Origin of the sequence: Bifidobacterium pongonis (assembly GCF_019331805.1) — a bacterium.
Taxonomy (GTDB): Bacteria; Actinomycetota; Actinomycetes; order Actinomycetales; family Bifidobacteriaceae; genus Bifidobacterium; species Bifidobacterium pongonis.
On sequence record NZ_JAHBBE010000013.1, the window covers coordinates 1 to 22,328 of the forward strand.

Annotated in this window: 16 protein-coding genes, 3 tRNA genes and 1 riboswitch; of the genes, 14 read left to right on the top strand and 5 right to left on the bottom strand. The window is 63.4% G+C overall.

Features of this window, described 5'->3' with window-relative positions:
* Nucleotides 1-95: 95 nt before the first annotated feature.
* The 3 genes from KIH75_RS04460 to KIH75_RS04470 all read right to left on the bottom strand — a co-directional run bounded on the left by KIH75_RS04460 (nucleotide 96) and on the right by KIH75_RS04470 (nucleotide 394).
* Nucleotides 96-171 (bottom strand) — tRNA-Gly (locus tag KIH75_RS04460).
* 33 nt (nucleotides 172-204) lie between these two features.
* Nucleotides 205-277: transfer RNA gene (locus KIH75_RS04465), tRNA-Val, on the bottom strand.
* 45 nt (nucleotides 278-322) lie between these two features.
* Nucleotides 323-394: transfer RNA gene (locus tag KIH75_RS04470), tRNA-Val, on the bottom strand.
* Between the two features lie 776 nt (nucleotides 395-1,170).
* Between KIH75_RS04470 and KIH75_RS04475 the strand changes: the two genes are divergently transcribed.
* The 9 genes from KIH75_RS04475 to fmt all read left to right on the top strand — a co-directional run bounded on the left by KIH75_RS04475 (nucleotide 1,171) and on the right by fmt (nucleotide 15,072).
* Complete coding sequence (locus KIH75_RS04475; RefSeq protein WP_219055587.1) at nucleotides 1,171-2,673, top strand: DUF3375 domain-containing protein; 1,503 nt, start codon at nucleotides 1,171-1,173, stop codon at nucleotides 2,671-2,673.
* A 146-nt stretch (nucleotides 2,674-2,819) separates the two neighbouring features.
* Nucleotides 2,820-3,869, top strand: coding sequence for a DUF4194 domain-containing protein (locus KIH75_RS04480; protein WP_236028048.1), 1,050 nt, complete (start codon nucleotides 2,820-2,822; stop codon nucleotides 3,867-3,869).
* Complete coding sequence (locus KIH75_RS04485; protein WP_219055588.1) at nucleotides 3,869-7,387, top strand: ATP-binding protein; 3,519 nt, start codon at nucleotides 3,869-3,871, stop codon at nucleotides 7,385-7,387. Before KIH75_RS04480 ends, KIH75_RS04485 begins: the two co-directional genes overlap by 1 nt.
* Nucleotides 7,388-7,767: 380 nt before the next feature.
* Entirely contained in the window at nucleotides 7,768-7,989 is a 222-nt protein-coding gene (locus KIH75_RS04490) for a hypothetical protein (RefSeq protein WP_219055589.1), read from the top strand.
* Between the two features lie 136 nt (nucleotides 7,990-8,125).
* Entirely contained in the window at nucleotides 8,126-8,410 is a 285-nt protein-coding gene (rpoZ, locus tag KIH75_RS04495; RefSeq protein WP_219055590.1) for a DNA-directed RNA polymerase subunit omega, read from the top strand.
* 179 nt (nucleotides 8,411-8,589) lie between these two features.
* Nucleotides 8,590-8,648, top strand: a riboswitch (SAM riboswitch).
* Nucleotides 8,644-9,861: a methionine adenosyltransferase gene (gene metK, locus KIH75_RS04500; RefSeq protein ID WP_219055591.1), complete on the top strand. Its 1,218-nt coding sequence runs from the start codon at nucleotides 8,644-8,646 to the stop codon at nucleotides 9,859-9,861. It overlaps the preceding riboswitch by 5 nt.
* Before the next feature lie 302 nt (nucleotides 9,862-10,163).
* Nucleotides 10,164-12,602, top strand: a complete 2,439-nt coding sequence (locus KIH75_RS04505) for a primosomal protein N' family DNA-binding protein (protein ID WP_219055592.1) — start codon at nucleotides 10,164-10,166, stop codon at nucleotides 12,600-12,602.
* Nucleotides 12,603-12,745: 143 nt separating this feature from the next.
* Complete coding sequence (locus tag KIH75_RS04510) at nucleotides 12,746-13,450, top strand: HAD family hydrolase (protein ID WP_219055593.1); 705 nt, start codon at nucleotides 12,746-12,748, stop codon at nucleotides 13,448-13,450.
* 653 nt (nucleotides 13,451-14,103) lie between these two features.
* Nucleotides 14,104-15,072, top strand: coding sequence for a methionyl-tRNA formyltransferase (gene fmt, locus KIH75_RS04515; protein ID WP_219055594.1), 969 nt, complete (start codon nucleotides 14,104-14,106; stop codon nucleotides 15,070-15,072).
* Nucleotides 15,073-15,119: 47 nt separating this feature from the next.
* Here the strand turns inward: fmt and serB are convergent, their stop codons facing one another.
* On the bottom strand, nucleotides 15,120-15,800 hold the full coding sequence (serB, locus tag KIH75_RS04520) for a phosphoserine phosphatase SerB (RefSeq protein ID WP_219055595.1): 681 nt from the start codon (nucleotides 15,798-15,800) through the stop codon (nucleotides 15,120-15,122).
* A gap of 231 nt (nucleotides 15,801-16,031) precedes the next feature.
* On the opposite strand from serB, the gene arc reads away from it, so the two are divergent.
* The 5 genes from arc (at nucleotide 16,032) to pafA (ending at nucleotide 21,920) form a co-directional block, all read left to right on the top strand.
* On the top strand, nucleotides 16,032-17,609 hold the full coding sequence (arc, locus tag KIH75_RS04525; protein ID WP_219055596.1) for a proteasome ATPase: 1,578 nt from the start codon (nucleotides 16,032-16,034) through the stop codon (nucleotides 17,607-17,609).
* 69 nt (nucleotides 17,610-17,678) lie between these two features.
* Complete coding sequence (gene dop / locus KIH75_RS04530) at nucleotides 17,679-19,322, top strand: depupylase/deamidase Dop (RefSeq protein WP_219055597.1); 1,644 nt, start codon at nucleotides 17,679-17,681, stop codon at nucleotides 19,320-19,322.
* A gap of 10 nt (nucleotides 19,323-19,332) precedes the next feature.
* Nucleotides 19,333-20,178, top strand: a complete 846-nt coding sequence (locus KIH75_RS04535; protein WP_219055598.1) for an inositol monophosphatase family protein — start codon at nucleotides 19,333-19,335, stop codon at nucleotides 20,176-20,178.
* 63 nt (nucleotides 20,179-20,241) lie between these two features.
* Nucleotides 20,242-20,436 (top strand): ubiquitin-like protein Pup, encoded by a 195-nt coding sequence (locus KIH75_RS04540; protein WP_219055599.1) that lies wholly within the window; start codon nucleotides 20,242-20,244, stop codon nucleotides 20,434-20,436.
* Entirely contained in the window at nucleotides 20,436-21,920 is a 1,485-nt protein-coding gene (gene pafA, locus KIH75_RS04545) for a Pup--protein ligase (protein ID WP_219055600.1), read from the top strand. The genes KIH75_RS04540 and pafA overlap by 1 nt, the downstream gene beginning before the upstream one ends.
* Nucleotides 21,921-22,024: 104 nt before the next feature.
* Here the strand turns inward: pafA and KIH75_RS04550 are convergent, their stop codons facing one another.
* On the bottom strand, nucleotides 22,025-22,309 hold the full coding sequence (locus KIH75_RS04550; RefSeq protein WP_003825746.1) for an HU family DNA-binding protein: 285 nt from the start codon (nucleotides 22,307-22,309) through the stop codon (nucleotides 22,025-22,027).
* Nucleotides 22,310-22,328 lie beyond the last annotated feature (19 nt).

Sequence of the window (22,328 nt, forward strand, 5' to 3'; positions counted from 1 at the left end):
CCGGGAGGGGAGGGGGCGGAGGGGAAGATAGAGAATCCGAACGGCAAACGGTCGGATATACAAGAAAAGCTCCCGTACGGGAGCTTTTCTCAATCTGGAGCGGACAACGGGACTCGAACCCGCGGTCTCAACCTTGGCAAGGTTGCGCTTTACCAACTAAGCTATGTCCGCAAAGAATTCCTGCCGTGAGAAGCAAGAATTCAGTGGGTGATGTAGGAATCGAACCTACGACCCCTTCCGTGTGAAGGAAGTGCGCTAGCCGCTGCGCCAATCACCCGCAAGATGTTCCGCTCACTTTCGTGAGCTTCTCATCCGCTTCGCGTGGGCGATACAAGATTCGAACTTGTGACCCCTTCCGTGTCAGGGAAGTGCGCTACCTCTGCGCCAACCGCCCGAAGCGAGTGTCAGCCTACGCCACTTTCGGCGGCAACGCCAAATCGTCGGCGTGTCGCCTGTGGTGCGCGTGTGCCGGAGGAAGTCGAAAAGTGCCGGACCCGCACCGAAAAGTGCCGGACCCACGCCGAACGGAGTGCCGGACCCAAGCCAGGCAAAGCAGCCGTCAAACAAACTACCCAACACAAACGTCGCCCACAAAACAAAGAGTGGACCACCGGTTCGGAGGTCCACCCGTTGTCAGGAGATGCATCGGAGTAACCGATGGTCGGAGCGAACAGCCAAGCCGTACCTGTGAAAGGAAAATCGCTCCGACGCGTTGAAGTATAGGTTACAAATCCGCAAGCATGGGTCCGAAAAGACGTTTTTGGCCGGTTTTTCAGCGTTTGGTAAACAAACGTGTACGCAGGGCGGTGGGAGAGCGCGGCAGAAGAGCGCGGTGGGAGATGACAGTGGGGTGGGAGAGTGCGGCATCGGAATCTGGGTAGACGCCGGTCGCATTGCCCAACGTACGCCCCAACGCATGCCAGTCCATCGTCCCACTGCGCGTAGGCGCACATCGCCCAACGTGCGTCAACCTACGTCGCCCAACGTGCGTCAACCTACGTCGCCCAACGTGCGCTAACCTACGTCGCCCAACGTACGCCAACCCACATCACCCCAACGCACGCCGCCAGCCCAAACGCGTAGTGAGGGGCGGAATGTACAATAGACAGTCGGGCTGAAAGCCGTTGAATATTGACGACAGGAGGGATGTTGGGCGACATTCGATCTGAGATGGAGCGTCTTCGTCCGGTGTATGAAACCGGCGTGCTGCGACTGCTGATGCGCAACAATTCGCAACTGTACGTGGCGCTGCTCCGTTCCTCGTTCGAACCGTTGACCGGCGAGTTGCCGAGGGAAGTGCTCGAAGAACATTTCACCCGCGAACTGTCCAAACTCGTGGAAACCGGCGAATACACGCTCAAAGACGATCAGACTCCGGCCGAAGCGGCCCGTCGCATCCTCGTCGAACTGTCGCGCGAAGGCGACGGCGACTACGCATGGCTGGCCAACTCCCTCGACGTGGCATCCCACCGCTACCTGTACCGTCTCACCGCCCGCGCCCATCGCGCGATCGAAGCCCTGTCCCGTCTTGAAGACACCGCCCAAACCCTGTCCGGCGCACAAGCCAACAGCATCATCATGGAAATCGAGCACGCGCGCATGCAGCTCACCGCCGACCCGCATGAACGCATCAAACTGCTCAACCGTGAGATCGAGGAACGCCAGAAGGAAATCGAACGGCTCGAACACAGCGAAACCGTCGAACAACTGTCATCCAAACAGGTTGAAGACATCATCAACGTGGTGCACAACACCCTGCGCGGCGTCCCCATCGACCTGCGCGAACTCGTGCTCGCCGAACGAGACAACGGCGACGCGCTGCGCCGTCGTATGCAGGCCGGCGCAATGTCCGTCGAACAGATTCTCACCGCCTATCACGAGGAATACCGCAGATCCTTCCGCGAATCCGACAGCGGCAGGCGTTTCGAAGACGCCTTCCAGATCATCGTCACCGAGGAAGGCCGCCAGGAAATCGACGAAGCCGTGCGCGACATCGCCAGAAACCCGTATCTCACCGGCGAACCGGGGCTGCTGCTCAACCAGGTCCGAGCCGAACTCGAACGCATCTACGAAGGCATCGAAGACGTGCGCCGCCAAATGCGCGCATCCGACGAAGCCGTAAGCCGACTGGTCCGCCAGCAGACCGACACGCGCTATCGCACCATGCTTGCCAAACTCAACCGCCTGTTCGCCAAAACCAGCGCCGAAGCGAAAGCGGTGCCGGGCAACTCCTCCCGGCCGTACCGCACCGACACGGGCACGGCGCAGTTCGCGGTACTGCCCACCAGGCCGGCGAAACCGATGATCCACGCGGCCCCGCCGAGCCTTAGCGAACGGGAAAGCATCCCTTCCGTGGAATCGCCGGACCTGAAGGCCATGATCGAAGTTGGCGGGCCGCGCCTACGGCACATGATGGCACTGATCCGCCAAACGCCGTGCACGCTCGACGACGGGCGCGTGGACCTGGCCGCCAGCTTCAACCGTCTGCCCGAACGGGAACGCCGCGAAAGCGAACTCGTCGGCTTCCTCAGCGCCTTGCATGCGCAGGGCGGTTCGCAATACGTGCAATGGAACTGCGTGACCTTGGACGGTAGGCCGCGCGTGTGGCGCACCAAGCCGATCGTGACGAGCATGCAGGCCCTCGACGACATCGTGGGGGAGGAGCGAGCATGAGCGGCATAAGTGATGTGAACGACCATGCCGCCGGTATCGATCGGGACAATCAAAACGGCCAAAACAGTCAAAACGGTCAACATAGCCCAAACAGCTCAAATAGCCAAAACAGTCGGAATATAGTGACGGAACGGGACGGGAACGGTATGGAACAGGAAACGAGTGATGTGATGGCGGCTGCGAGCGCGAACGCCGCCGAGGCCGTCGCAACGGCCGGTACGCCGGACGATCTGGATGCGCCGGCCGAGGCCGTCGCCAATCCGTTCGCGCTGTTCAACGGCGATACGGGCGATATGACGGTTGAGGCGCGTATGGCCGCGATCGCGCTTAAACGCGACCGGTATATCAGCGACGACATGTATTGGCTGGTGCACGACGACGGCACCATTCGTGACGCCGTCACGCGCTCGCTGAACAACGATCTGCTTGAGCTTAAGGAGAACCGCAAGTATCGCATCATGTATGCGGCTCCTGTCAATGGCACGGAGGCGGGCATCCGTTCGTTGAAGACGCGTGCGAGCTTGAGCCGTGAGGAGGCGGCGATGCTGGCCTTCCTGCGCATCCGCGTGCTCGAATACGAGAACACGCGTGTCAGTCCGGAAGGTTGGATCATTAGCCATGATGAGATTCGCGCGGCGCTTACCACGGGTGCGGGGTATCTGGCGTCCAGCAACGATGAGGAGACTGCCGCGAAGAAGATCCGTTCCACGATTTCGCGCATGATGACCTACGGGTATCTTGAGCAGAGCGATGCGGACGACATGTATCTCATCACGCCGCTGGTGCCGGTGGTGTTGGACGGCGATGTGGCCGATCAGTGGCTGGGGGTCTCGCCGGATGACGTGGATGATGCGGATATTGCGGATGATGCGGATATTGCGGACGGCGTGAGCGGGCCTGAGATGGCCGCGGCTTATGGGGATGACGTGCTCGGTGGACCTGCCGGGGGATCGGAAGGCGATTCCGCCGATTCCGGTGATTCCAATGATTCCGGCGAACAGGATGCGTTGGATTTCGGTGAGCAGGACATGCTGGATTTCGGCGAATCGGCCGAATCAACCGTTCCGGTCGAACCGGCAGGCCCGGCCGAACCAACCGAATCGGCTGAACCGGCAGTTCCAGCCGAACCGAGTGAACCCATCCAAACCGCCCAACTGACCCAACCGACCATCGACGAGAACGAGGAGGACCTGTGATGTCCGACAACGATATGCACATCATCGCCGACCGGTGGATGATGGAAAGCCGCCAGGTCATCAACTGGGGCTCCTACGAGGGCTATCACGAGTTCAAGCCGTCCATGAGCGACAAACTGCCCGTCACCCTGCTCGCAGGCGCCAGCGAATCCGGCAAATCCACGCTGGTCGACGCGCAGATCTCCCTGCTGTACCCGACCGGCACGCCCTACAACAAAGCCTCCAATTCAGGCCGTTCCGAACGCAACGACTACACGTACCTGCGCGGCATGATCGGCTCCAGCGACGGCGAAAACGGCGAAACACCAATCTACCTGCGCGGCCGCGACGCCAACGACGCGCCGCAAGCCGTATGGGGCGCCATCGTCGACACCTACCTGAACCGCACCACCGGAGCCGTGCTCTCCTGCGGCAAATTCCTCTACCTCGCATCCGGCGACGGGCGCAGCGAAGTACGCAGGCAGTACATCGCCTGGGATCAGAAAATCGACCCGCGCGCGATGGACCGATTCCGCGACACGCCATTCACCGCCACCATGCTGAAGAAAACGTACCCGGACTGCGACTCCTTCCTCAACGCGGAAGCCTTCCACGCATACATCTGGCGCGAAATGGGCCTGAGCCCCGAAGCATGCCGACTCCTGCACAAAATCCAGTCCGCCGACGCGCCGTCCAAACTCGACGACATCTTCAAGCAGGGCGTGCTCGGCGTACCCGAAGCGCTCGAACTCGCACGCACCACCATCGACGACTACCAGCGCTACGACGAGAACTTCCGCAGCATGGAGGAAAAAGCCAAGCGCATCGCCAAACTGCAGGACATCCAGAACCTGTACGGCGAATACGCCGAAGCATTGCAGGCCAGGCGCGAATTCGACGCGGTGAACCCCGACAGCGAACAAGGCGGCGCCGCGCTCGAAGCGTGGGCGCGATCCCGCATGGCCAGCGAAGTGCGTGCCGGCCTGCCCATCGCGCAGCGCGAATGCGAGGAACAGGAACGCGCCCTCGCGGCGGCAAGCCGCGAAAGCGAAACCCTCCAAGCCGAACTCGACGAAGTCAAAGCGAAAATCAGCGGACTCGACGACGGCACCCTGCAACGCCTCGAAAGCGAACTCGAACGCGCCCGCCGTGACGCGGAAGAAGCCCGCAAACAGCGCACCAGCGTGCAAAACCGCTTCCAGCAGGCCGGCGACACCATGCCCGTCGACGAGGAACAGTGGTACGCCAAGCGTGCGGCCATCAACAACGCCATCGAATCCTACGACATCGATAAGGCGCAGCGCGAAAACCAGCGCGACGAAATCTACGACGAAGTGCGCGACTGCCGCAAGGAACGCGAAAGCCTGCAAGCCGACCTGAACCGTCAGCGCAACCAGAAAACCCGCATCACCCAAGCCATGGACGAGGCGCGCAACATGCTCGCCGAAGCCGTCGGACTCGACCCCAAGCATCTGCCCTACGTGGCCGAACTCATGGACGTGCGCGAGGATTCCGAAGCATGGCGCGTGGCGATGAACGTCACCTACGCGCCGATCGCGCAAACCATCCTGGTCGACAAGCGCTACGAGCAAGGCTTCGCCAAGAAAGTCAGCGCCATCGACCCGCGCCTCATGATCCGTCGCACCTGGCAGTTCGTAGACACCAATGCCTCTTACGACACGGCGAGCGAAAAAGGCTGGATGTCCTCCAAACTGCGCTTCAAAGCAGGGTCCCCGTTCACCGGATGGCTGCGGGAACAGGTCGCGTCGGAACGCTTCGACGCGAAATGCGTCACCACGATCGACGACGACAACCGCGACGAACGCCAAGTGCAGACGGACGGCCAGCTGAAATCCGGCGCGCACGGCTTCCACGGCATCAAGAACACGCATATGATCATCGGCTTCGTCAACGAACGGTACCTGACCGAACTGCAGCGCAAGCTCGAACAGGCCATCGAAAAACTGGCCGAAGCGACGATCCGCCACGAGCGTGCGAAACGCCAGGTGGACCTGCTGCGCGACCAGAAGGAACTGGCGAATCTCGTTTCCGACATGGAATGGAGCAAAGTCGACGTGGTCGGCGCAGAGCGTGCCGTCGAAGACCTCAAAGCACGCATCGAGGAAATCCGCAGCAACCCCGAACTCGCCGAACTCACCGCCAAGCGCGAAGGCCTGTACGCCCAGCTCGGCCAAGCCAACATGGCCAAAGCCAAGGCGCAGCTCGCACGCGACGGTGCGGCGAAAACCGTGCGTGAGGAACGCGAATGGCTCGACACGTACGGCAGCGGCGAATTCGACGATTCGCTCATCCCGGGCAGCCTGTCCAACCAGCTCGCCGACATCTATGAGGCCGCATACGGCGTGTCCACCAGCGAAAACCGCGCGGCGCTCATCGTATCCGGCGCGTTCGGCGGTGGAAGCGGAACATACGCGGACCGCATCCTGCGCAGCATCGGCAACGCGATCCGCAAACGCATCGTCTCACTCGACGATCAGGCTGGCGTGATGCGAGCCAACGTCGAAACGCGTATGTCGGACTATCTGGAGGTGTACGCGCCCGACGACAATACGGTCGTCGCAAGCGTGGCGGAATACCGGTTCTTCGTCGAAGAGCTGCGAAGCCTCGACATGCTCAGCACGCGCAAGGCCACGGACGAGGAATACGCGAACAGCCTCGACAAGCTGCGCATGAGCTTCATGCAGATCGCACGCGCCGTCGAGACCGACGCGAAACGCATCGACGAACAGCTCGACCGCATCAACGCGATGCTCGAAGGCCAGCAGTTCGGCCCGCGCCACGGCAGCCTGTCGATCGATGTGGACGTGCGCAGGCCGGACCACGAGTTCGTGGGCGTGATGCGTAACACGATCGACGACCTGACCGACTGGAAGCAGAGCGATCAGAACGATCCTGCGGCCACACGCAAAATGTTCGCCAAATGCCGCACGTTCATCGAACGGCTGCAGCAGGAGCTCGGCCAGGTGCGCGACACGAACGGCATCAAAAGCTACGGTGCGAAAAACCTCGACCCGCGTTGCCGCTGCTCGTTCTACGCGATCGTCAAGCATGAGGACGGGCCGGACGAGCGCATCACCTCGACCGGTGGCCGTTCCGGCGGCGCACTGCAGGAGCTGACTTCGTTCATCTATGGTGCTGCGCTGATTTACCTGCTCGGCGGCGACGTGACCGGGCAACCGACCTACACCACGCTGTTCCTCGACGAGGCGCTGATCAAGGCCGACGGCCGGTACACGCAGCGTGCGCTGAGCGTGCTGCCGAAGCTCGGCTTCCAGGTGATCGTGTCCGCGCCGGAAAGCAAAACCGCGGAGATCCTCGAAGTGGCGACCAAAGCGTACGTGGCGTACAAGGACGCGGCGGATGGGCACTCCTACCTGCAGGAGATCACCTCCGACGAGATCGACCGCCTCGAATCCGAGATCGCGGCTGATTTGGATGCGGCGGCGGCCGGATCGGGCGATGCGGGCGATGCGGAGGCCGGTGCGGCGGATGCCGTGGACGAGGCACCTGCCGAGTAAGCGACGTTTGCGGCAACTCGGATGGCGGTATCTCGCTTATTTGTGGCGGATTTGGGCCTTCCACGGCAGCTAGGTGGCTTATGTATGGCACCTGAACCGGGATATGGCGAGTATGCGGCGCGGAATTCCAACGCTTGTACTCGCGGTTCCGGGCTTGGAGTGCCATAGATAAGCCACCTGGTAAAAAGAGAACCCCCGAATCCGCCACAAATAAGCGAAGTACCCGTTCCGCAGCCGCCCAGCCGCCCAAGCAACCCCGAAAGACCAAGCGAGTACCCAGAAGGCGTCGCCGCAGCTCCGGTCAAGGCGCCGCCGGGGCGGGTATGTGGACTACGATGGCGGGGGATTGCCGATTCGCGACGAAATCGAAGGAGTAGGGCATGAAATTGGATAAGTACGCGGTGTTCTGCATGTTCGGCATGATACTGGCGGTGTGCTCGCTGGTGTTCGGCATCATGGGCAAGGCGATTGTGGCGGGATCGTTCGGCTTGGCGACCGGCGGCGTCTGCTTCGGCATGCTGCTGCTCACCAAGATGCCCGATGAATCCGCGGTCTCCGGCAACGCCGACACCGACGCTGACGCGGATACGGACGAGCGCTGAGCCGCTCCGTTCGGCGCCACGCCGCCCGCAGACAACGGAACCGTAGGAAGCATCCGGAGCGCATTCCGTCATAGTCTTCGCCCAAGGCTATACTTGGCGCGGTTAAGATAGTTTTCCATGTTTGGAGATAACGCATATGGCATTCGGCACTGAGCCCACCCCCACCGGACTGGCGACTCCGTCTATCGACGATTTGATGAAGCACGCCGATTCCAAGTACGCACTGGCGATTTTCGCTGCGAAGCGCGCACGTCAGATCAACTCCTACTTCACCCAGCTCAACGAGGGACTGCTGCAGAACGTCGGCCCGCTGGTTGAGTACCAGAGCCAGGACAAGCCGCTGTCCATCGCCTTCCGTGAGATCGACGAGGGACTGCTGGAAGAGACTCTTGGCGAAGATGATCTGAGCGAAGGCAACTGATCGTCTCCCTGTGTCAGAAACGTTAGGGTCTGCGCTGGTTTCCATGCCGGCGCAGACCCTTTGCTATAGTCGGCAGGGCGGCATGCCGATGCAGGCGTCTCCCATGTGCTCCCCAACCGGTTCCATGACGGGCGTTCCTGCTGATTCATGCCCGAAAACAACATCAGCAAACAACCAAACGTATCATTGTGCCTCGCCCGAGAGCGGGGCGATAAGTCCGAAAGAGGGATGATATGACTGAAAAGCGGCTTATTTCCGCCGAATCCGTAACCGAGGGCCACCCCGATAAGGTGTGCGACCAGATTTCCGACGCCATTCTCGACGATCTGCTGAGGCAGGATCCGTCGTCCCATGTAGCGGCCGAAGTGAGCGCCGCGACCGGCACGTTCATGGTGTTCGGCGAGGTGAGTTCCGAAGGGTATGTAGACGTTCAGGCCAAGGTGCGCGAAACGCTGCGCCGCATCGGCTACACCAGCTCCCAGGTCGGTCTTGACGCCGATTCCTGCGGCGTGCTGGTCGCGCTTGTCGAGCAGAGCTCCGAAATCAACCAGGGGGTGGCGCGTCTGAGCGCCGAGCAGGAGTCCGCAGCCAGCCGTGAGGAACGTTACGAGGCGCAGGGTGCCGGCGATCAGGGCGTGATGTTCGGCTATGCCACCGACGAAACCGATGTGTACATGCCGTTGCCGATCTACTTGGCGCATCGTCTCGCCTACCGCCTGGCCCAGGTTCGTCACGAGGGCATCGTCCCGCATCTGCGCCCGGATGGCAAGACCCAGGTCACCATCGAATACGATGACGAGAACCGCCCGGTGCGCGTGGACACCGTGCTGATTTCCACGCAGCATGACCCCGAAGTCACCCAGGCATGGCTCGCCGACCAGCTCAAGCAGCATGTGATCGACCCGGTGCTCGCCGACGTGCTGGGCGACACGGTCCGCCACGACGATTACCGCGAGCTTGTGAACCCGACCGGTTCCTTCGTGCTCGGCGGGCCCGCCGCGGACGCGGGCCTGACCGGCCGCAAGATCATCGTCGACACTTACGGTGGTGCGGCCCACCACGGCGGTGGCGCGTTCAGCGGCAAGGACCCGTCCAAGGTGGATCGTTCCGCCGCCTACGCGACCCGTTGGGTGGCCAAGAACATCGTTGCCGCGGGTTTGGCGCACCGCGTGGAAGTGCAGGTCGCGTACGCCATTGGCGTGGCCGACCCGGTGAGCGTGAACGTGGAGACCTTCGGCACCGAAATCGGCGTGACGCGCGACCAGATCGCCGCCGCAGTGCGCACGGTGTTCGATCTGCGTCCGGCCGCGATCATCGACGAACTCGACCTCAAGCGCCCGATTTACGAGAAGACCGCGGCATACGGCCACTTCGGCCGCATCGACGTCGAATTCCCGTGGGAGCGTCTCAACAAGGTCGACGAGTTGAAGGCCGCCATCGCGCAGGGCTGAAGCGTAGGACTGGAAGCGCTGGATTGAAGGCGCGGAGCTGAAAACCGGTACGGCTCGGGAATGAGTTTGGGCTGAGTCGAACCCAGCCCGGGTTGACCCTAGCCCGGTTTGAACTCAGCCTGAGCTGAACCCAGCCCGAATCCGGTTCAAATCCGAGTTCAATCCAGCCTTAGGTTCGGTTCAAACCCGAGCCAAACGCACCCGGATGAAACACGCCGCCGTGCAACCGCAATCCGGTTGCGCGGCGGCGTTTCCATAGGTACGCCCCGCAGCTTCGCCGCAATCGCACTTATAGTGGAACCATGAGTTACGAGGATGCGGAGCAGTTGGCGCTCGACGGGTTGGCCCCGCGCAAGCGCCGCTCTCGCGCGTCCAGACACACCAAGGCCAGCGTCGACCCGATCGTGCGCGTGGTGCTGGATATTCAGGCCGCGCATTTGGGTCAGACCTTCGACTATCTCATCGACGAGAAGGATTCCGAACATGCCATGCCGGGCGCGATGGTGCGCGTACGATTCGGCGGGCAGCGCGTCAACGGCATCATCTGGGAGAGAACATCCGTCAGCGAAGTGCCCGCCGCCTCGCTGCGTTACGTGGAACGCGTGTTCGTCGGGGGAGTGCGCGTGTCCGAAGCGCTGCGGCGCGACATCACCGCCATCGCCGAAGCCTACGGCGGCACCCGCGCCAACATCCTGCGCCTCGCGATTCCGCCCCGCGTGGCGAAAGTCGAACAGGAGCAGCGGCTCACGGCATCGTTCGGACGTGCCGGCATCACGGCTCCGCAGCTGAACGAGGCGGCAAACAGGGCCTTCGAAACGATGGCCGGTTCATATGACGCCGGCGTGCGCGACCTACGCGCGGCATTGCATGGCAACGCGTTCCGGGCGTTCATCGTCGACCCGCTGCCGGGCATCGCCTCGGCCGCACAGGCGTTGGCCTGGATGGCCATGGAATCGCTGGCCGCAGGGCATACCTCGGTGACGGTACTGCCGGACGCGCGTGAAACCGATATCATGATGCGCGAATTGGAAACGTTCGGCCTGCGACGTTTCGCTCAGAACGGTTCGGAAACCGGCGGATGGACCGGCGACGTCGCGGTGCTCACCGCCGCGCTGCCGCCCGCCGACCGCTACCGCGCATGGCTCGCCATCGCCACGGGCAGCGTGAAATGCGTGATCGGCACCCGCGCCGCCATGTACGCGCCGGTGGAAGGGCCGGCATTGTTCGCGATCATGGACGACGCCGCCTACCAGCAGGCCGACGGCATGACCCCTTACGCCCAAGGCCGAGGCGTGATGCGCCTGCGCGCTCGACTGCACGGCGGCACGTTCGTGGCGCTCGCCAACGCGCGCAGCCCGCTGAGCCAGTGGGAGCTGGATTGCGGCGGAACCGGTCGGAGCGCCGGCGGCCGTGGCATTGACGTGAACAGTGCGGTGAGCGGCCCCAGCGTGGCGATCCGCCCCCTGCCCAGCGTGCTCAAGGACGCCACCCCTTGGGTGCGATGGCTGAACCGCGACGAACTTGCGCGCCTTGCGGATCCGTCGATCGGCGCGCGTGTGCCGCACACCGCGGTCAACAATATCCGCCAGGCGCTGCGCTCCGGCCCGGTCCTGTTCTCCATCCCCGCCGATGGCGTGGCCGAAGCGTTGAGCTGCGCGAACCCGAAATGCCTGAGGCAGGCCAGATGCGCACGTTGCACGGGGCCGTTGCAACGGGTGCGCGGTTCCGGCGCAGGAACTGGTTCCGGCGCCGACACGCCGCGATGCCGGTGGTGCGGTTTCGCCGCCACGAACTGGCGATGCCGATACTGCCGTTGCGATCGGTTGCGCGTCGTGCATGTCGGCGCGGCCGGCACCGCCGACGAGCTGCGCGGCCTGTTCCGCGGCGTACCGGTCATGCTGTCCAGCCCGAGCCAGCCGAACGGGCCGATCGAGGTCATCGACAACAGGCCGGTCATCGTGATCGCGACGCCGGGCGCCGAACCGCGCATCCGCATATCCGGCGGCAAGGTGAGTAAATCGGGCGGTGTGAACGGCGGTGGCATGAACGGCGGTGGCACATGCTACGGCGCATACGTATCCGTAGCCATCCTCGACGCGTGGAACAGCCTGTACAAGCCGGGCCTCGACGCGCGTGTGGACACGCTCGCCTCGTGGATGCGGGTGGCTTCGCTATGCGCGCCACGCACGCGCGGCGGCCAGGTATTGTTGCTCGGCGAAACGTACCCCGCCATCGCACAGTCGCTGATGCTCTGGGATTCCTCCATCCTCGCCAGACAAGAGTTGGCCGAGCGCCTCGGCACGGGCATGCCGCCCGCTGCGGCGGTCGCCTGCGTGTGGGGACGCGCGGGAACCGTGCGCGTCGCCTTGGAGCATATCGGCGTGATCGGCGGCGACATGGCGGTATGCCCGGCTCCGCGCGCCGCACAGGCCGGGTTCGATCAGGGCATGATGGCCGCCGCGAGTGGCGGGGAAACACCGCAAAGCCGGCCTGATGACGGCATGGTGAATTTCGGCACGGAATGGCCGGGATTGCTCGGCCCCGTCCCGATCGCGCAGCCGCGCACGTTGAACGCGCGCGAGCTGGAGGCGACCGCCGACCGTGTCAAAGCCGTGGTGCGTGTGCCGTACGCGCGGCGTGAGGAGTTGGCGAAACGGCTGAAGCACGAGGTCGCCCGCCATGTCGCCTCGCGTGAATTCGGCGAACTGCGATTCCAACTCGATCCGAAGGATCTCATCTGAGCATCCGTCGCCGCCACGTGTGATACGCGCCACAGCCGCGTAACGCCGCATCATGCGGCATAATGAATGCGGAAAAAACAGTCGGCCGCATAGTCGCATGCGGTGTGCGGCCGCCAACGACGACGCAAGGCAAGGAGCGGACTATGAAAGGTTGGCCTGGAGAGCCGGACATGGAATACGACGTGCTTATGGCGCAAAGCGAAGCCGCCGCGAACGCGGGCAAGCCGATCACCGACGTCATCTTCGACTTCGGCAACGTGCTGCTGTACTGGGAGCCCTCCGCGGTGCTCATCCCGCGGTACAGTGCGGAAACTATCGAACAGTTCCTCGACAACGACATTTCCGGCTTCTATGACGCCAACGACCGCATGGATGCCGGCGCCACGCCCGAGGAAGGCATCGCATGGATGCGCGAAACGCACGGCGACAAGTGGGCGGATATTCTCGCGTACTACCTTGAGAATTTCGAGGATTCCCTCACCGGCGTGGTGCCGGGCGCTCGCGTGCTCATCAACGACCTCAAGGCAGCTGGCCTCGGCGTGTGGGGCCTGTCGAACTGGGAGAAGGAGCTGTACCCGATCGCCGAACGCGCCACGCCGATCCTGCGTCAGCTGGATGGCAAGGTGGTGTCCGGGTATGTGAGGCTGCGCAAGCCCGACCGCGCGATCTACGAGAAGGCGTTGGAGGAGTTCGGCATCGGCGCCGAAGGGGCGGTGTTCGTGGATGACAAGGCGATGAACATCGTGGGCGCGAACAATGCCGGCATTCGCGGCGTCCGATTCCGCGACCCGGTGAAGCTGCGTGAGCTGCTCATCGCCAACGGCGTGGCCATTCCCGACGTTCAGTGAGGGCCGAACTGGTTCCAGCCGGCTTGTTGACGGCTTGCGGAGGCGCCGGCGGCCTTTGGCAGCCGCGCCGGCTGCCGTGACGGCCATTACGCCGGCATCTGTGTCGCCCGCAACTGCCGGTTGCATGGTTCCGATGCGCTACTTCGCTTATCGATGGCGGATTTCGGGGTCATGATTTTGCTAGGTGGCTTATCTATGGCACCTCAACGGGGAAACCCGGAGTATAAGCGGCGGAATTCCAAGGATGATACTTGCGATTTCGCCGTATGAGTGCCATATATAAGCCACCTGGTTATTTCAACATTCCGGAATCTGCCACAAATAGGCGAAGTAGCGCGTAAACAGGGGCGGAAATGGCGAAGGCGACGGCACATGCCGAGCCACGCACCCCAAGAAGGCAATGAACCGCCCGGAAACCGGCCTGCCGGTGAAACACCGGGAATGCCGGAAAGCCCGAGAAGCTACCGGGGTCGACGCCGGGCCAATATACTCGTGTATGGAAGCGCGAACCGGCGTGCCGCGTCGGCGAACCGCATATGTTCAAGGAAGCGTATACAAGTTCAAGGAAACGTATACAAGGAAGCATCGGTGAGACGGCATGAGTCGGATGGGATCCGCATCCGCATGACCGTTACCGGAACAAGGAGAGCGATATGACGTTGAGATTGCTGTTTGCCGGCACGCCCGAAGTGGCCGTACCCTCACTGCGCGCCTTCGCGGCCGACCCCAGGTTCGAGGTGGTCGGCGTACTCACCCGTCCGGACGCGCCGGTGGGCCGCGGCCGCAAACTCGCGCCCAGCCCGGTGAAGGCCGCGGCCATGGAACTCGGCATCCCCGTATTCACCAGCAAGCCGCGCGACCCGGAGTTCTTCAACACCCTCGCCGAGCTCAACGCCGACATCGCCGCGGTCATCGCCTACGGCAATATCCTGCCCGTCGCGGTGCTCGACGCGGTGCCGATGGGCTGGTACAACCTGCATTTCTCCAACCTGCCGAAATGGCGTGGCGCGGCTCCGGTGCAGCGTGCCATCTGGGCGGGCGACGCCACCACCGGCGCCGACGTGTTCAAGGTGGGCGAGGGGCTTGATGACGGCCCGGTGGTCGCATCCATGACCGTCGAACTGACCGGTCGCGAAACCTCCGGCGAACTGTTGGAACGGTTGGCGGACGAGGGGGCGCCGATGTATGTGGACGCGCTGGCCCAGGTGGGTGACGGCACCGCGACGTTCACGCCCCAGGCTCACGAGCAGGCCGAATACGCGCATAAGATCAGCGTTGAGGACGCGCATATCGTGGTCGGCGATGCGGTCGAGGCGATTGACCGCCAGATTCGCGCGTGCACGCCGAATCCGGGAGCGTGGGCCAAACTGCATGCCGCGGGCGATGCGGGGGAGTCGATCACCCTGCATGTGCTGCGCGCATGCCCGGCGGATATGGAGCGCCCGAACGTGCCGTCGGATCTGAAGCCGGGCGAGCTGCGTGCCGGTAAGAAGAACGTGTGGATGGGAACCGGCAGCACGCCGTTGGAGCTGCTGGAAGTCAAGGCGCAGGGCAAGAAGGCCATGCGTGCCGCGGATTGGGCGCGTGGCGCCCGACTTTCCGAAACCGCCTACCTCGACTGAACCCGTAGGGGAGAGGGCTGGCCTGAAACACCCGTTCGGGCCAGCCGTCAGTGCAGAAAATCAAGCACCAAGCGCAGGTCGCGCGTCGTGATCGCCGCGGGAGCGGCCTCGCGCGTCTTCGGTTTCGCGCAGAACGCGATGCCGAGCCCCGCTTCAAGAATCATGGGAATGTCGTTCGCGCCGTCGCCCATGGCCACGGTCTGGCTCATCGGCAGTCCAAGCTCATCCGCCCAGGCGTGCAGCGAATCCAGTTTCACCTGCTTGGTCACGATTTCGCCCAGCACTTTGCCGGTGAGCACGCCGTCGCGCGATTCCAGCCGGTTGGCCAGTCGGTAGTCGATGTGCGCGTCATCCGCCAAACGGTCCACGATTTCGTGGAATCCGCCCGACACCACGCCGACCTTCCACCCGTGCGCGTGCAGCGTGTCGATCAGCTCGTGCGCGCCGTTCGTGAAGTGAATGCGCCGGTACACCTCGTCGAATACGGAGACCGGCAGCCCTTCCAGCAGGGCCACGCGTGCGCGCAACGCCTCGCGGAAGTCGAGTTCGCCGCGCATCGCTTGTTCGGTCACGCGCGCGATTCGCTCACCGCAACCGGCGGCTGCTCCCAGCTCGTCGATCACTTCCTCGTCGATGAGCGTGGAATCGACATCCATCACCAGAAGACCGGGCTGGTCGAGGGTCGGCTTGGCGGATGCGGTGCTGGTGGGCGAAGCGGGTGAAATCATGCTTTCGATTGTGGGAAAACGCTGGGACAAACGCTGGGGCAGACGGCGAGGCAAACGCTGGAACAGACGGTGAGGCGAAAGCTGGAACAAACGCTGGAACAAACGCCGCCGACCAGGCCGGTGAAGCCGTAGGGTGGTAGCAGGTAATGGCGGTATGCTCGACGAACGGTGTTGGCGAACGTTGCTGGCGAACGGTGTCGGCGGGCGCGACAACACGGAAAGGACGCACTCATGGACGATCACGGGCAGGGCGACTTCAATGCCGAGGAATCCGCTCAGGCGCTCGCGCAGGCGAACGACCAGCTGAAGGCCAAGAACCATGCGCTGGCCGAGGCGTTGACCCGCGCGGGCAAGGAGCTGAACAAGGCCCGCGCCCAGCTGGCCCAGCTGGCCCAGCCGCCCATGACCTTCGCCACCATGGTGCGCGTCGAATCGTCCCGCACCGACGAATACGGCGTACAGCACGCCTCGGCCGAGGTGATCGCCGGCACTCGGCGTATGATTGTGCCGGTCGCCGCCAACTTCAACGTCGCCCGCTTGGCCGCGGGCAATACGGTGCTGCTTAACGAATCGATGGTGTTGGTCGACCAGCGTGCCGCCGACGACGTGGGTACGGTGCGCACCATCGCGCAGGTGCTCGACGACGGCCGTCTGCTGGTGCGCGACGCCAGCGGTGCCTTGACCGCGGTGCGCCGCTCGTCCGAATTGGCGCTCGCCAAACCGTCCAACGGGCAACGCGTGCTCGTGGAACCGTCCGCCCGTCTGGCCATCGGCGTGCTGCCGCAGGAGGACGATCTCGACCTGGTGCTTGAGGAGATTCCCGATGTCACCTTCGATGACATCGGCGGTCTCGACGCCCAGATCGAACGTATCCGCGACGCCGTCCAACTGCCGTTCCTGCATCGCGAACTGTTCGAACGTTACAATCTGCGCGCCCCGAAGGGCGTGCTGCTGTACGGCCCTCCGGGCAACGGCAAAACCCTGATCGCCAAGGCCGTGGCACATGCCCTCGCCGCGGAATCCGGCGTGGGTGGCGGCGTGTTCCTCTCCGTGAAGGGCCCGGAACTGCTCAACAAGTATGTGGGCGAGTCGGAGCGTTTGATCCGCCTGATCTTCGCCAGGGCCCGCGAGCGCGCGGCGGATGGCCGTCCGGTGGTGGTGTTCATCGATGAGATGGATTCGTTGCTGCGTACGCGCGGTTCGGGTGTGTCTTCGGATGTGGAGACCACGATCGTGCCGCAGTTCCTCACCGAGCTTGATGGTGTGGAATCGTTGGATAATGTGATGGTGATCGGTGCGTCCAATCGTGTGGACATGATCGATCCGGCGGTGTTGCGTGCTGGCCGTCTTGATGTGAAGATCCGCATCGATAGGCCGTCCGTCGAATCCGCGACGGCGATTGTGCGGCATTATCTCACCGACGATCTGCCGTTGCAGCAGGGGATGGATGCTTCCGCGCTCGCGGTGGTGCTGGTGCGTGACATCATGGCCAGGTCGTCGCGGCGTGAGCTTGCCCAGGTGCGTGATGCGGGTGGGCGTTGGCGTGGGTTGTTCCTTGCCGATGTGGTTTCGGGCGCGAGTTTGAAGAATATCGTTGATCGTGCCAAGACGCGTGCGGTCAAGGCTTCGATCGAGACGGGCGCTCAGGTCGCGTTGAATGCGGATCTGCTTGCCGCGGCGGTGGATGATGAGTTCCGTGAGACGCGTGATGCGTTGCTTGATGCGGATCCTGAGCAGTGGAGTCGTGTCAACGGGTTTGAAACGGGGAGCATCACCGCCATCAGGCAGGTTTCGGACGAGGTGGCATAGGCTGGGTCTGGGTCTGGGTCTGGGTCTAGGTCATAGCCCGAGTTGGTTGGACAGGATGGAAGGAAGATCATGAGCGTGTTGCGTGTGATGGGCACGGAAACCGAATACGCCGTCTCGCAGGAGGGTACGGCGCATTATCAGCCGGTGCAGCTGTCGTTCGACGTGGTGGGTGCGGCGGCGGATGCGCGTACGAGGCGTATCCGCTGGGATTATCGGCAGGAGGATCCGGTGAACGATGCCCGTGGCACGCGTTTGGACCGTGCCGCCGCCCGGCCGGATATGCTCACCGATTCCCCGCAGCTCAATATCGTCAACGTCATCGCCCCCAATGGCGGGCGTATCTATGTCGACCACGCGCACCCCGAATATTCCGCGCCGGAAACCGTCGACCCGTTCCAGGCCGTCGCCTACGACCATGCGGGCGACCGTCTCATGCTGGCCGCCGCGCGGCAGGCCAGCCATGTCACCGGCCATACCATCGCGCTGCATCGCAACAATGTGGACGGCAAGGGCGCCAGCTGGGGCACGCATGAGAACTACATGATGCTGCGGAGTGTGCCGTTCGACGACGTGGCCGGTCTGATGACCGCGCATTTCATCTCACGTCAGATCTGGGCCGGTTCGGGGCGTGTCGGCATCGGCGAGCGCAGCGAGGAGCCGGGCTATCAGCTCAGCCAGCGTGCCGATTACATTCATGCCAAGATCGGTTTGCAGACCACGTTCGACCGTCCGATCATCAATACGCGCGACGAGTCGCATGCCATGGGCGAGTATCGGCGTTTGCATGTGATCGTGGGCGACGCGAACCGTATGGACGTGCCGCAGGTGTTGAAGCTTGGTGTGACGAGCATGCTGTTGTGGATGTTGGAACATGCCGGTGAAGCCGGTTTCGACGTGCATGCGCTGATCGAGGGGCTGCGTTTGGCCGATCCGGTCGAGGCCATGCATACGGTTTCGCATGATCTTGGTCTTGGGGCCGAACTGCCGTTGGAGCATGGCGGGAGCATCACCGCCTGGCAGATGCAGGTGCGGTTGCGTGGCGCGGTGTATGCGGTCGCGTCGATCGTGCTCGGCACGGACACTACGGGCGAACCGGCGTGGGAGGATCGTCAGACGCGCAATGTGATGGCCATGTGGGGGCAGGCGCTCGCCGATACTGCGGCGATCCGCCACGCGTCCGACGATGAGCGTCTTGCCATGCGTGCCGAGGCGGGGCGTGTGGAGTGGCTGTTCAAATGGCAGTTGTTGGAGCGTATGCGTCGCAGGCTTGGCGGAGTCGACTGGTCGGATCCGCGTCTGGCGGCCATTGATCTGCGGTGGGCGGCGCTTGATCCGGCACGGTCCGTGTACGCCAAGGTCGAGTCGAAGACCGAGCGCGTGGTGGGCGATCAGGATCTTGACCATGCCGTGGGCGCCGCGCCGGAGGAGACGCGCGCCTGGTTGCGTGCGGAGTTGGTGAGGCGTTTCCCGGAGCAGATCGTGGCGGCCAGCTGGTCGCATATCACGGCGCGTAGGCCGGAGGTGTTGCGTGACGGGCTTGACGCCGTGTACGGCAATGCGTCCGCGGATCGTGTGCGTGAGGTCGGCGGGAATGCGCTGGTCGGTCTTGATATGTCCGATCCGCTCGCTTTCGGCGCGGCGCGTACCCGTGAGGCGTTGGATCATGCGCAAAGCGCGGCGCAGGCTCTGGGCGCAATCTCCGGGCGTAGTTAGAATGTGCACTATGACACAAGAGAATCTACGCGAACTGGCGATGAAGGTCGTTGAAACGGCCAAGGCGGCGGGCGTTCACGCTCTGCAGGATCAGTTGAACTCACATGGCAGTGTGGTCACACGAGGCGAAAGCGGTCAGCGTTTCGCCGGCGAAGTGGATAACAGGCTGCTGCGATACGTGTCGGGCCGTCTTGCGGATATCAATCATTACGATGGCTTCTGGCAGACGCGTCCGGCGGAATGCCGGCCGGGCCAGCGCTACTGGTGTGTGGGCAAGCTGGACGGCGCCATCAATTATGTGCGCAACATGAGCGAATGGGCGGTCACCATCTCCCTGTTCGAATTCAATTGGGAATGCTCCGCGCAGCCGATTCTCGGCGTCGTGCACGCCCCGGCGCTGGGCGAAACCTATGTGGCGGTGCGTGGCGGCGGCGCGGTGCGCATCCGCAATACGCCGCTCGGTGAGAAGCGCGAGAAGGTCGTGCCTTCCGTCACTCCGAATCTGGAAGGCTCCGTGGTGAGCTTCGGCATGTCCTATGTTCCCGGCGAATCCGATCGTGCGCTGGCCGCCGTGTCGGCGCTGGCCGGGCATCATCCCGCCGACGTCAAGCGTGTCGGCCCCGCTTCGCTTGACCTGTGCAAGGTCGCGGACGGCACGTATGACGCGTATTTCGAGCCAGAATTGCACGAGTGGGACGTGCCGGCGATCTCCGCGGCCGCCGTGGTGGTCTGGGAGGCGCAGGGCGCGTTGCACCGTTGGGACGGCAATGGCATCCACTGGCGTCAGAACAACGATATCGTGTGCACCAACGGGCTGATCGACCGCGAACTCAAGCCGATCCTTTCCCAATACTGATACCGGTCCATCCGGCTTATCCGGTTCATCCGAACTTCGAGAACATCAAGGAAGTGACCAATCATGCCACAGCAGTTCCAGCAGACGCAGCATGAGGAGCAGCAGTCGGGCGGCGAGGACGAGGTGCTCGCCTCCGGCGCAGCACAGCAGGAGGAGGATTTCGACGTCCTCGATTCCGTGCTCGACGACATCGAATCCACGTTGGAGACCAGCGCCGAGGATTACGTGTCGAGCTTCGTGCAAAAAGGCGGCGAGTGATGCCCCAGCTGCGTGACAGCAGCACCCGCGCCATGCATGAACACACCGGCGTGCGCGACGGGTTCGAACGTATTTTCGGCATCGAAACCGAATACGGCGTTTCCGTCACGGGCGCCGACAAGGCCGTGGACGCCGGTCAGGTGGCCATGACGATGTTCCGGCCGATCGTGTCGCGGTCGCGTTCCACCAACACGTATCTGAACAACGGTTCGCGCCTGTACTTGGATGTCGGCTCGCACCCCGAGTACGCCACCGCCGAAGCGGTGGACCCCTTGGACGCGCTCGATCAGGATCTCGCAGGCGAGCGCATCATGCGCCGTCTCGCCCTGGACGCGCAGGATCGCTTGCGTGCCAGCCATGGTGAGACGGCCGCGATCCACGTGTTCAAGAACAACGTCGATTCCGCGGGGCACGCGTTCGGCTGCCATGAGAATTATCTCGTGCGCCGTTTCGTGGGGCTTGAGCGCATCGAGGAGCAGCTGCTGCCGTTCCTCATCACCCGTCAGTTGTATACGGGCGCGGGCCGGTTCGCCGAGTCGGGTTTCCAGATCACGCAACGTGCCGATTTCCTTGACGAGGCCGTTTCATCCGCCACCACGCGTGCGCGTCCCATGATCAACACCCGTGATGAGGCGCATGCCGACCCCGAATCCTACCGGCGTCTGCATGTGATCATCGGTGATTCCAATCGTTCGCAATGGTCCACGTGGGTCAAGCTCGCCACCACGCATCTTGTGCTGTGCGTGATCGAGGATGCCGTGCGCCGTGGCGTGCCGTCCGGTTTCGAAGGGCTTGCATTGGTCGACCCGGCCGAGGCGAACCGTACCGTGAGCCGTTTCCTGGACGATCCGGAGGCCGGTTTGGCCGTCAAGGATGCGGATGGTGAGGCGAGTGGCCGTACGTTTACGGCCATGCAGATCCAGCGCCGGTATTTCGATGTGGTCGAGGCGTTCGTGCACGAGCATCGCGATGCGATCGCCGCGGGTTTGCCGCGCACGTCGCCCGAGGCGATTCTCGACGCGTGGCGTTGGGCGTTGGATGCGTTGGAGCGTGGGGATGTGGCCGCGCTTGCGGAACGTGTGGATTGGGCCGTGAAATACCGGCTGGCCGAGGCCGTGCGCCGTCGCAAGCCGCAGGTTTCCCGCACCGCGCTGGAACGGTTGGAACTCGAATACCATGATGTGGCCAACGGCCGCCTGTACGGTTCGCTGGTCGCGCACGGCCAGTTGCATCAGATCGCCGACGCGGAGGCCGCCGACAAGGCGATCGACACGCCGCCGCAGGGTACGCGCGCCGTGCTGCGCGGGCGCTTCGTGCGTGCCGCCGGTGAGGCGAACGCGCAATACTCCTGCGATTGGACCACGTTCACGCTGACCGGTCCGGCGCGGCGCGAGGCGGTGCTGCTCGACCCGTTCAGCGCGACCCCGACCGCGGAATTCACCGCGCTCATGGACGCGTTGCGCGGCGGGACGCGCGAGGCGTAGCGGGAAGCGTAGGGCGATACCGCGCAACGGTACGCGATACCGGGAGATGATATAGAAAAACCCCGTCCGACATCGGGCGGGGTTTTCGGATCAATGGCGTGAGATCACTTCTCGGTGACAGCCTTCTTCAGCAGGGAGCCAGCGGAGATGCGCACACCGTAGGTGGCGGGGATCTCGATGGTTTCGCCGGTGCGCGGGTTGCGGCCGGTACGGGCGGCGCGCTTGACGCGCTCAGCGGAGAACAGACCGGTCAGCTTCAGGCCTTCGCCGGACTTCATAGCCTCGACGAACACGTCCTGGAAAGCGTTGACGGCAGCTTCAGCCTGAGCCTTGGTCAGGTTGGACTTCTGAGCAATCTTCGAGACGAGATCAGACTTGTTGTATGCCATAAGTGTCCTTCTTTATCCG

Coding starts and splice junctions, on each gene's coding strand:
- KIH75_RS04475 (WP_219055587.1), top strand. CDS start 1,171: ATGGAGCGTCTTCGTCCGGTGTATGAAACCGGCGTGCTGCGACTGCTG.
- KIH75_RS04480 (WP_236028048.1), top strand. CDS start 2,820: ATGGAACAGGAAACGAGTGATGTGATGGCGGCTGCGAGCGCGAACGCC.
- KIH75_RS04485 (WP_219055588.1), top strand. CDS start 3,869: ATGTCCGACAACGATATGCACATCATCGCCGACCGGTGGATGATGGAA.
- KIH75_RS04490 (WP_219055589.1), top strand. CDS start 7,768: ATGAAATTGGATAAGTACGCGGTGTTCTGCATGTTCGGCATGATACTG.
- rpoZ (WP_219055590.1), top strand. CDS start 8,126: ATGGCATTCGGCACTGAGCCCACCCCCACCGGACTGGCGACTCCGTCT.
- metK (WP_219055591.1), top strand. CDS start 8,644: ATGACTGAAAAGCGGCTTATTTCCGCCGAATCCGTAACCGAGGGCCAC.
- KIH75_RS04505 (WP_219055592.1), top strand. CDS start 10,164: ATGAGTTACGAGGATGCGGAGCAGTTGGCGCTCGACGGGTTGGCCCCG.
- KIH75_RS04510 (WP_219055593.1), top strand. CDS start 12,746: ATGAAAGGTTGGCCTGGAGAGCCGGACATGGAATACGACGTGCTTATG.
- fmt (WP_219055594.1), top strand. CDS start 14,104: ATGACGTTGAGATTGCTGTTTGCCGGCACGCCCGAAGTGGCCGTACCC.
- serB (WP_219055595.1), bottom strand. CDS start 15,800: ATGATTTCACCCGCTTCGCCCACCAGCACCGCATCCGCCAAGCCGACC.
- arc (WP_219055596.1), top strand. CDS start 16,032: ATGGACGATCACGGGCAGGGCGACTTCAATGCCGAGGAATCCGCTCAG.
- dop (WP_219055597.1), top strand. CDS start 17,679: ATGAGCGTGTTGCGTGTGATGGGCACGGAAACCGAATACGCCGTCTCG.
- KIH75_RS04535 (WP_219055598.1), top strand. CDS start 19,333: ATGACACAAGAGAATCTACGCGAACTGGCGATGAAGGTCGTTGAAACG.
- KIH75_RS04540 (WP_219055599.1), top strand. CDS start 20,242: ATGCCACAGCAGTTCCAGCAGACGCAGCATGAGGAGCAGCAGTCGGGC.
- pafA (WP_219055600.1), top strand. CDS start 20,436: ATGCCCCAGCTGCGTGACAGCAGCACCCGCGCCATGCATGAACACACC.
- KIH75_RS04550 (WP_003825746.1), bottom strand. CDS start 22,309: ATGGCATACAACAAGTCTGATCTCGTCTCGAAGATTGCTCAGAAGTCC.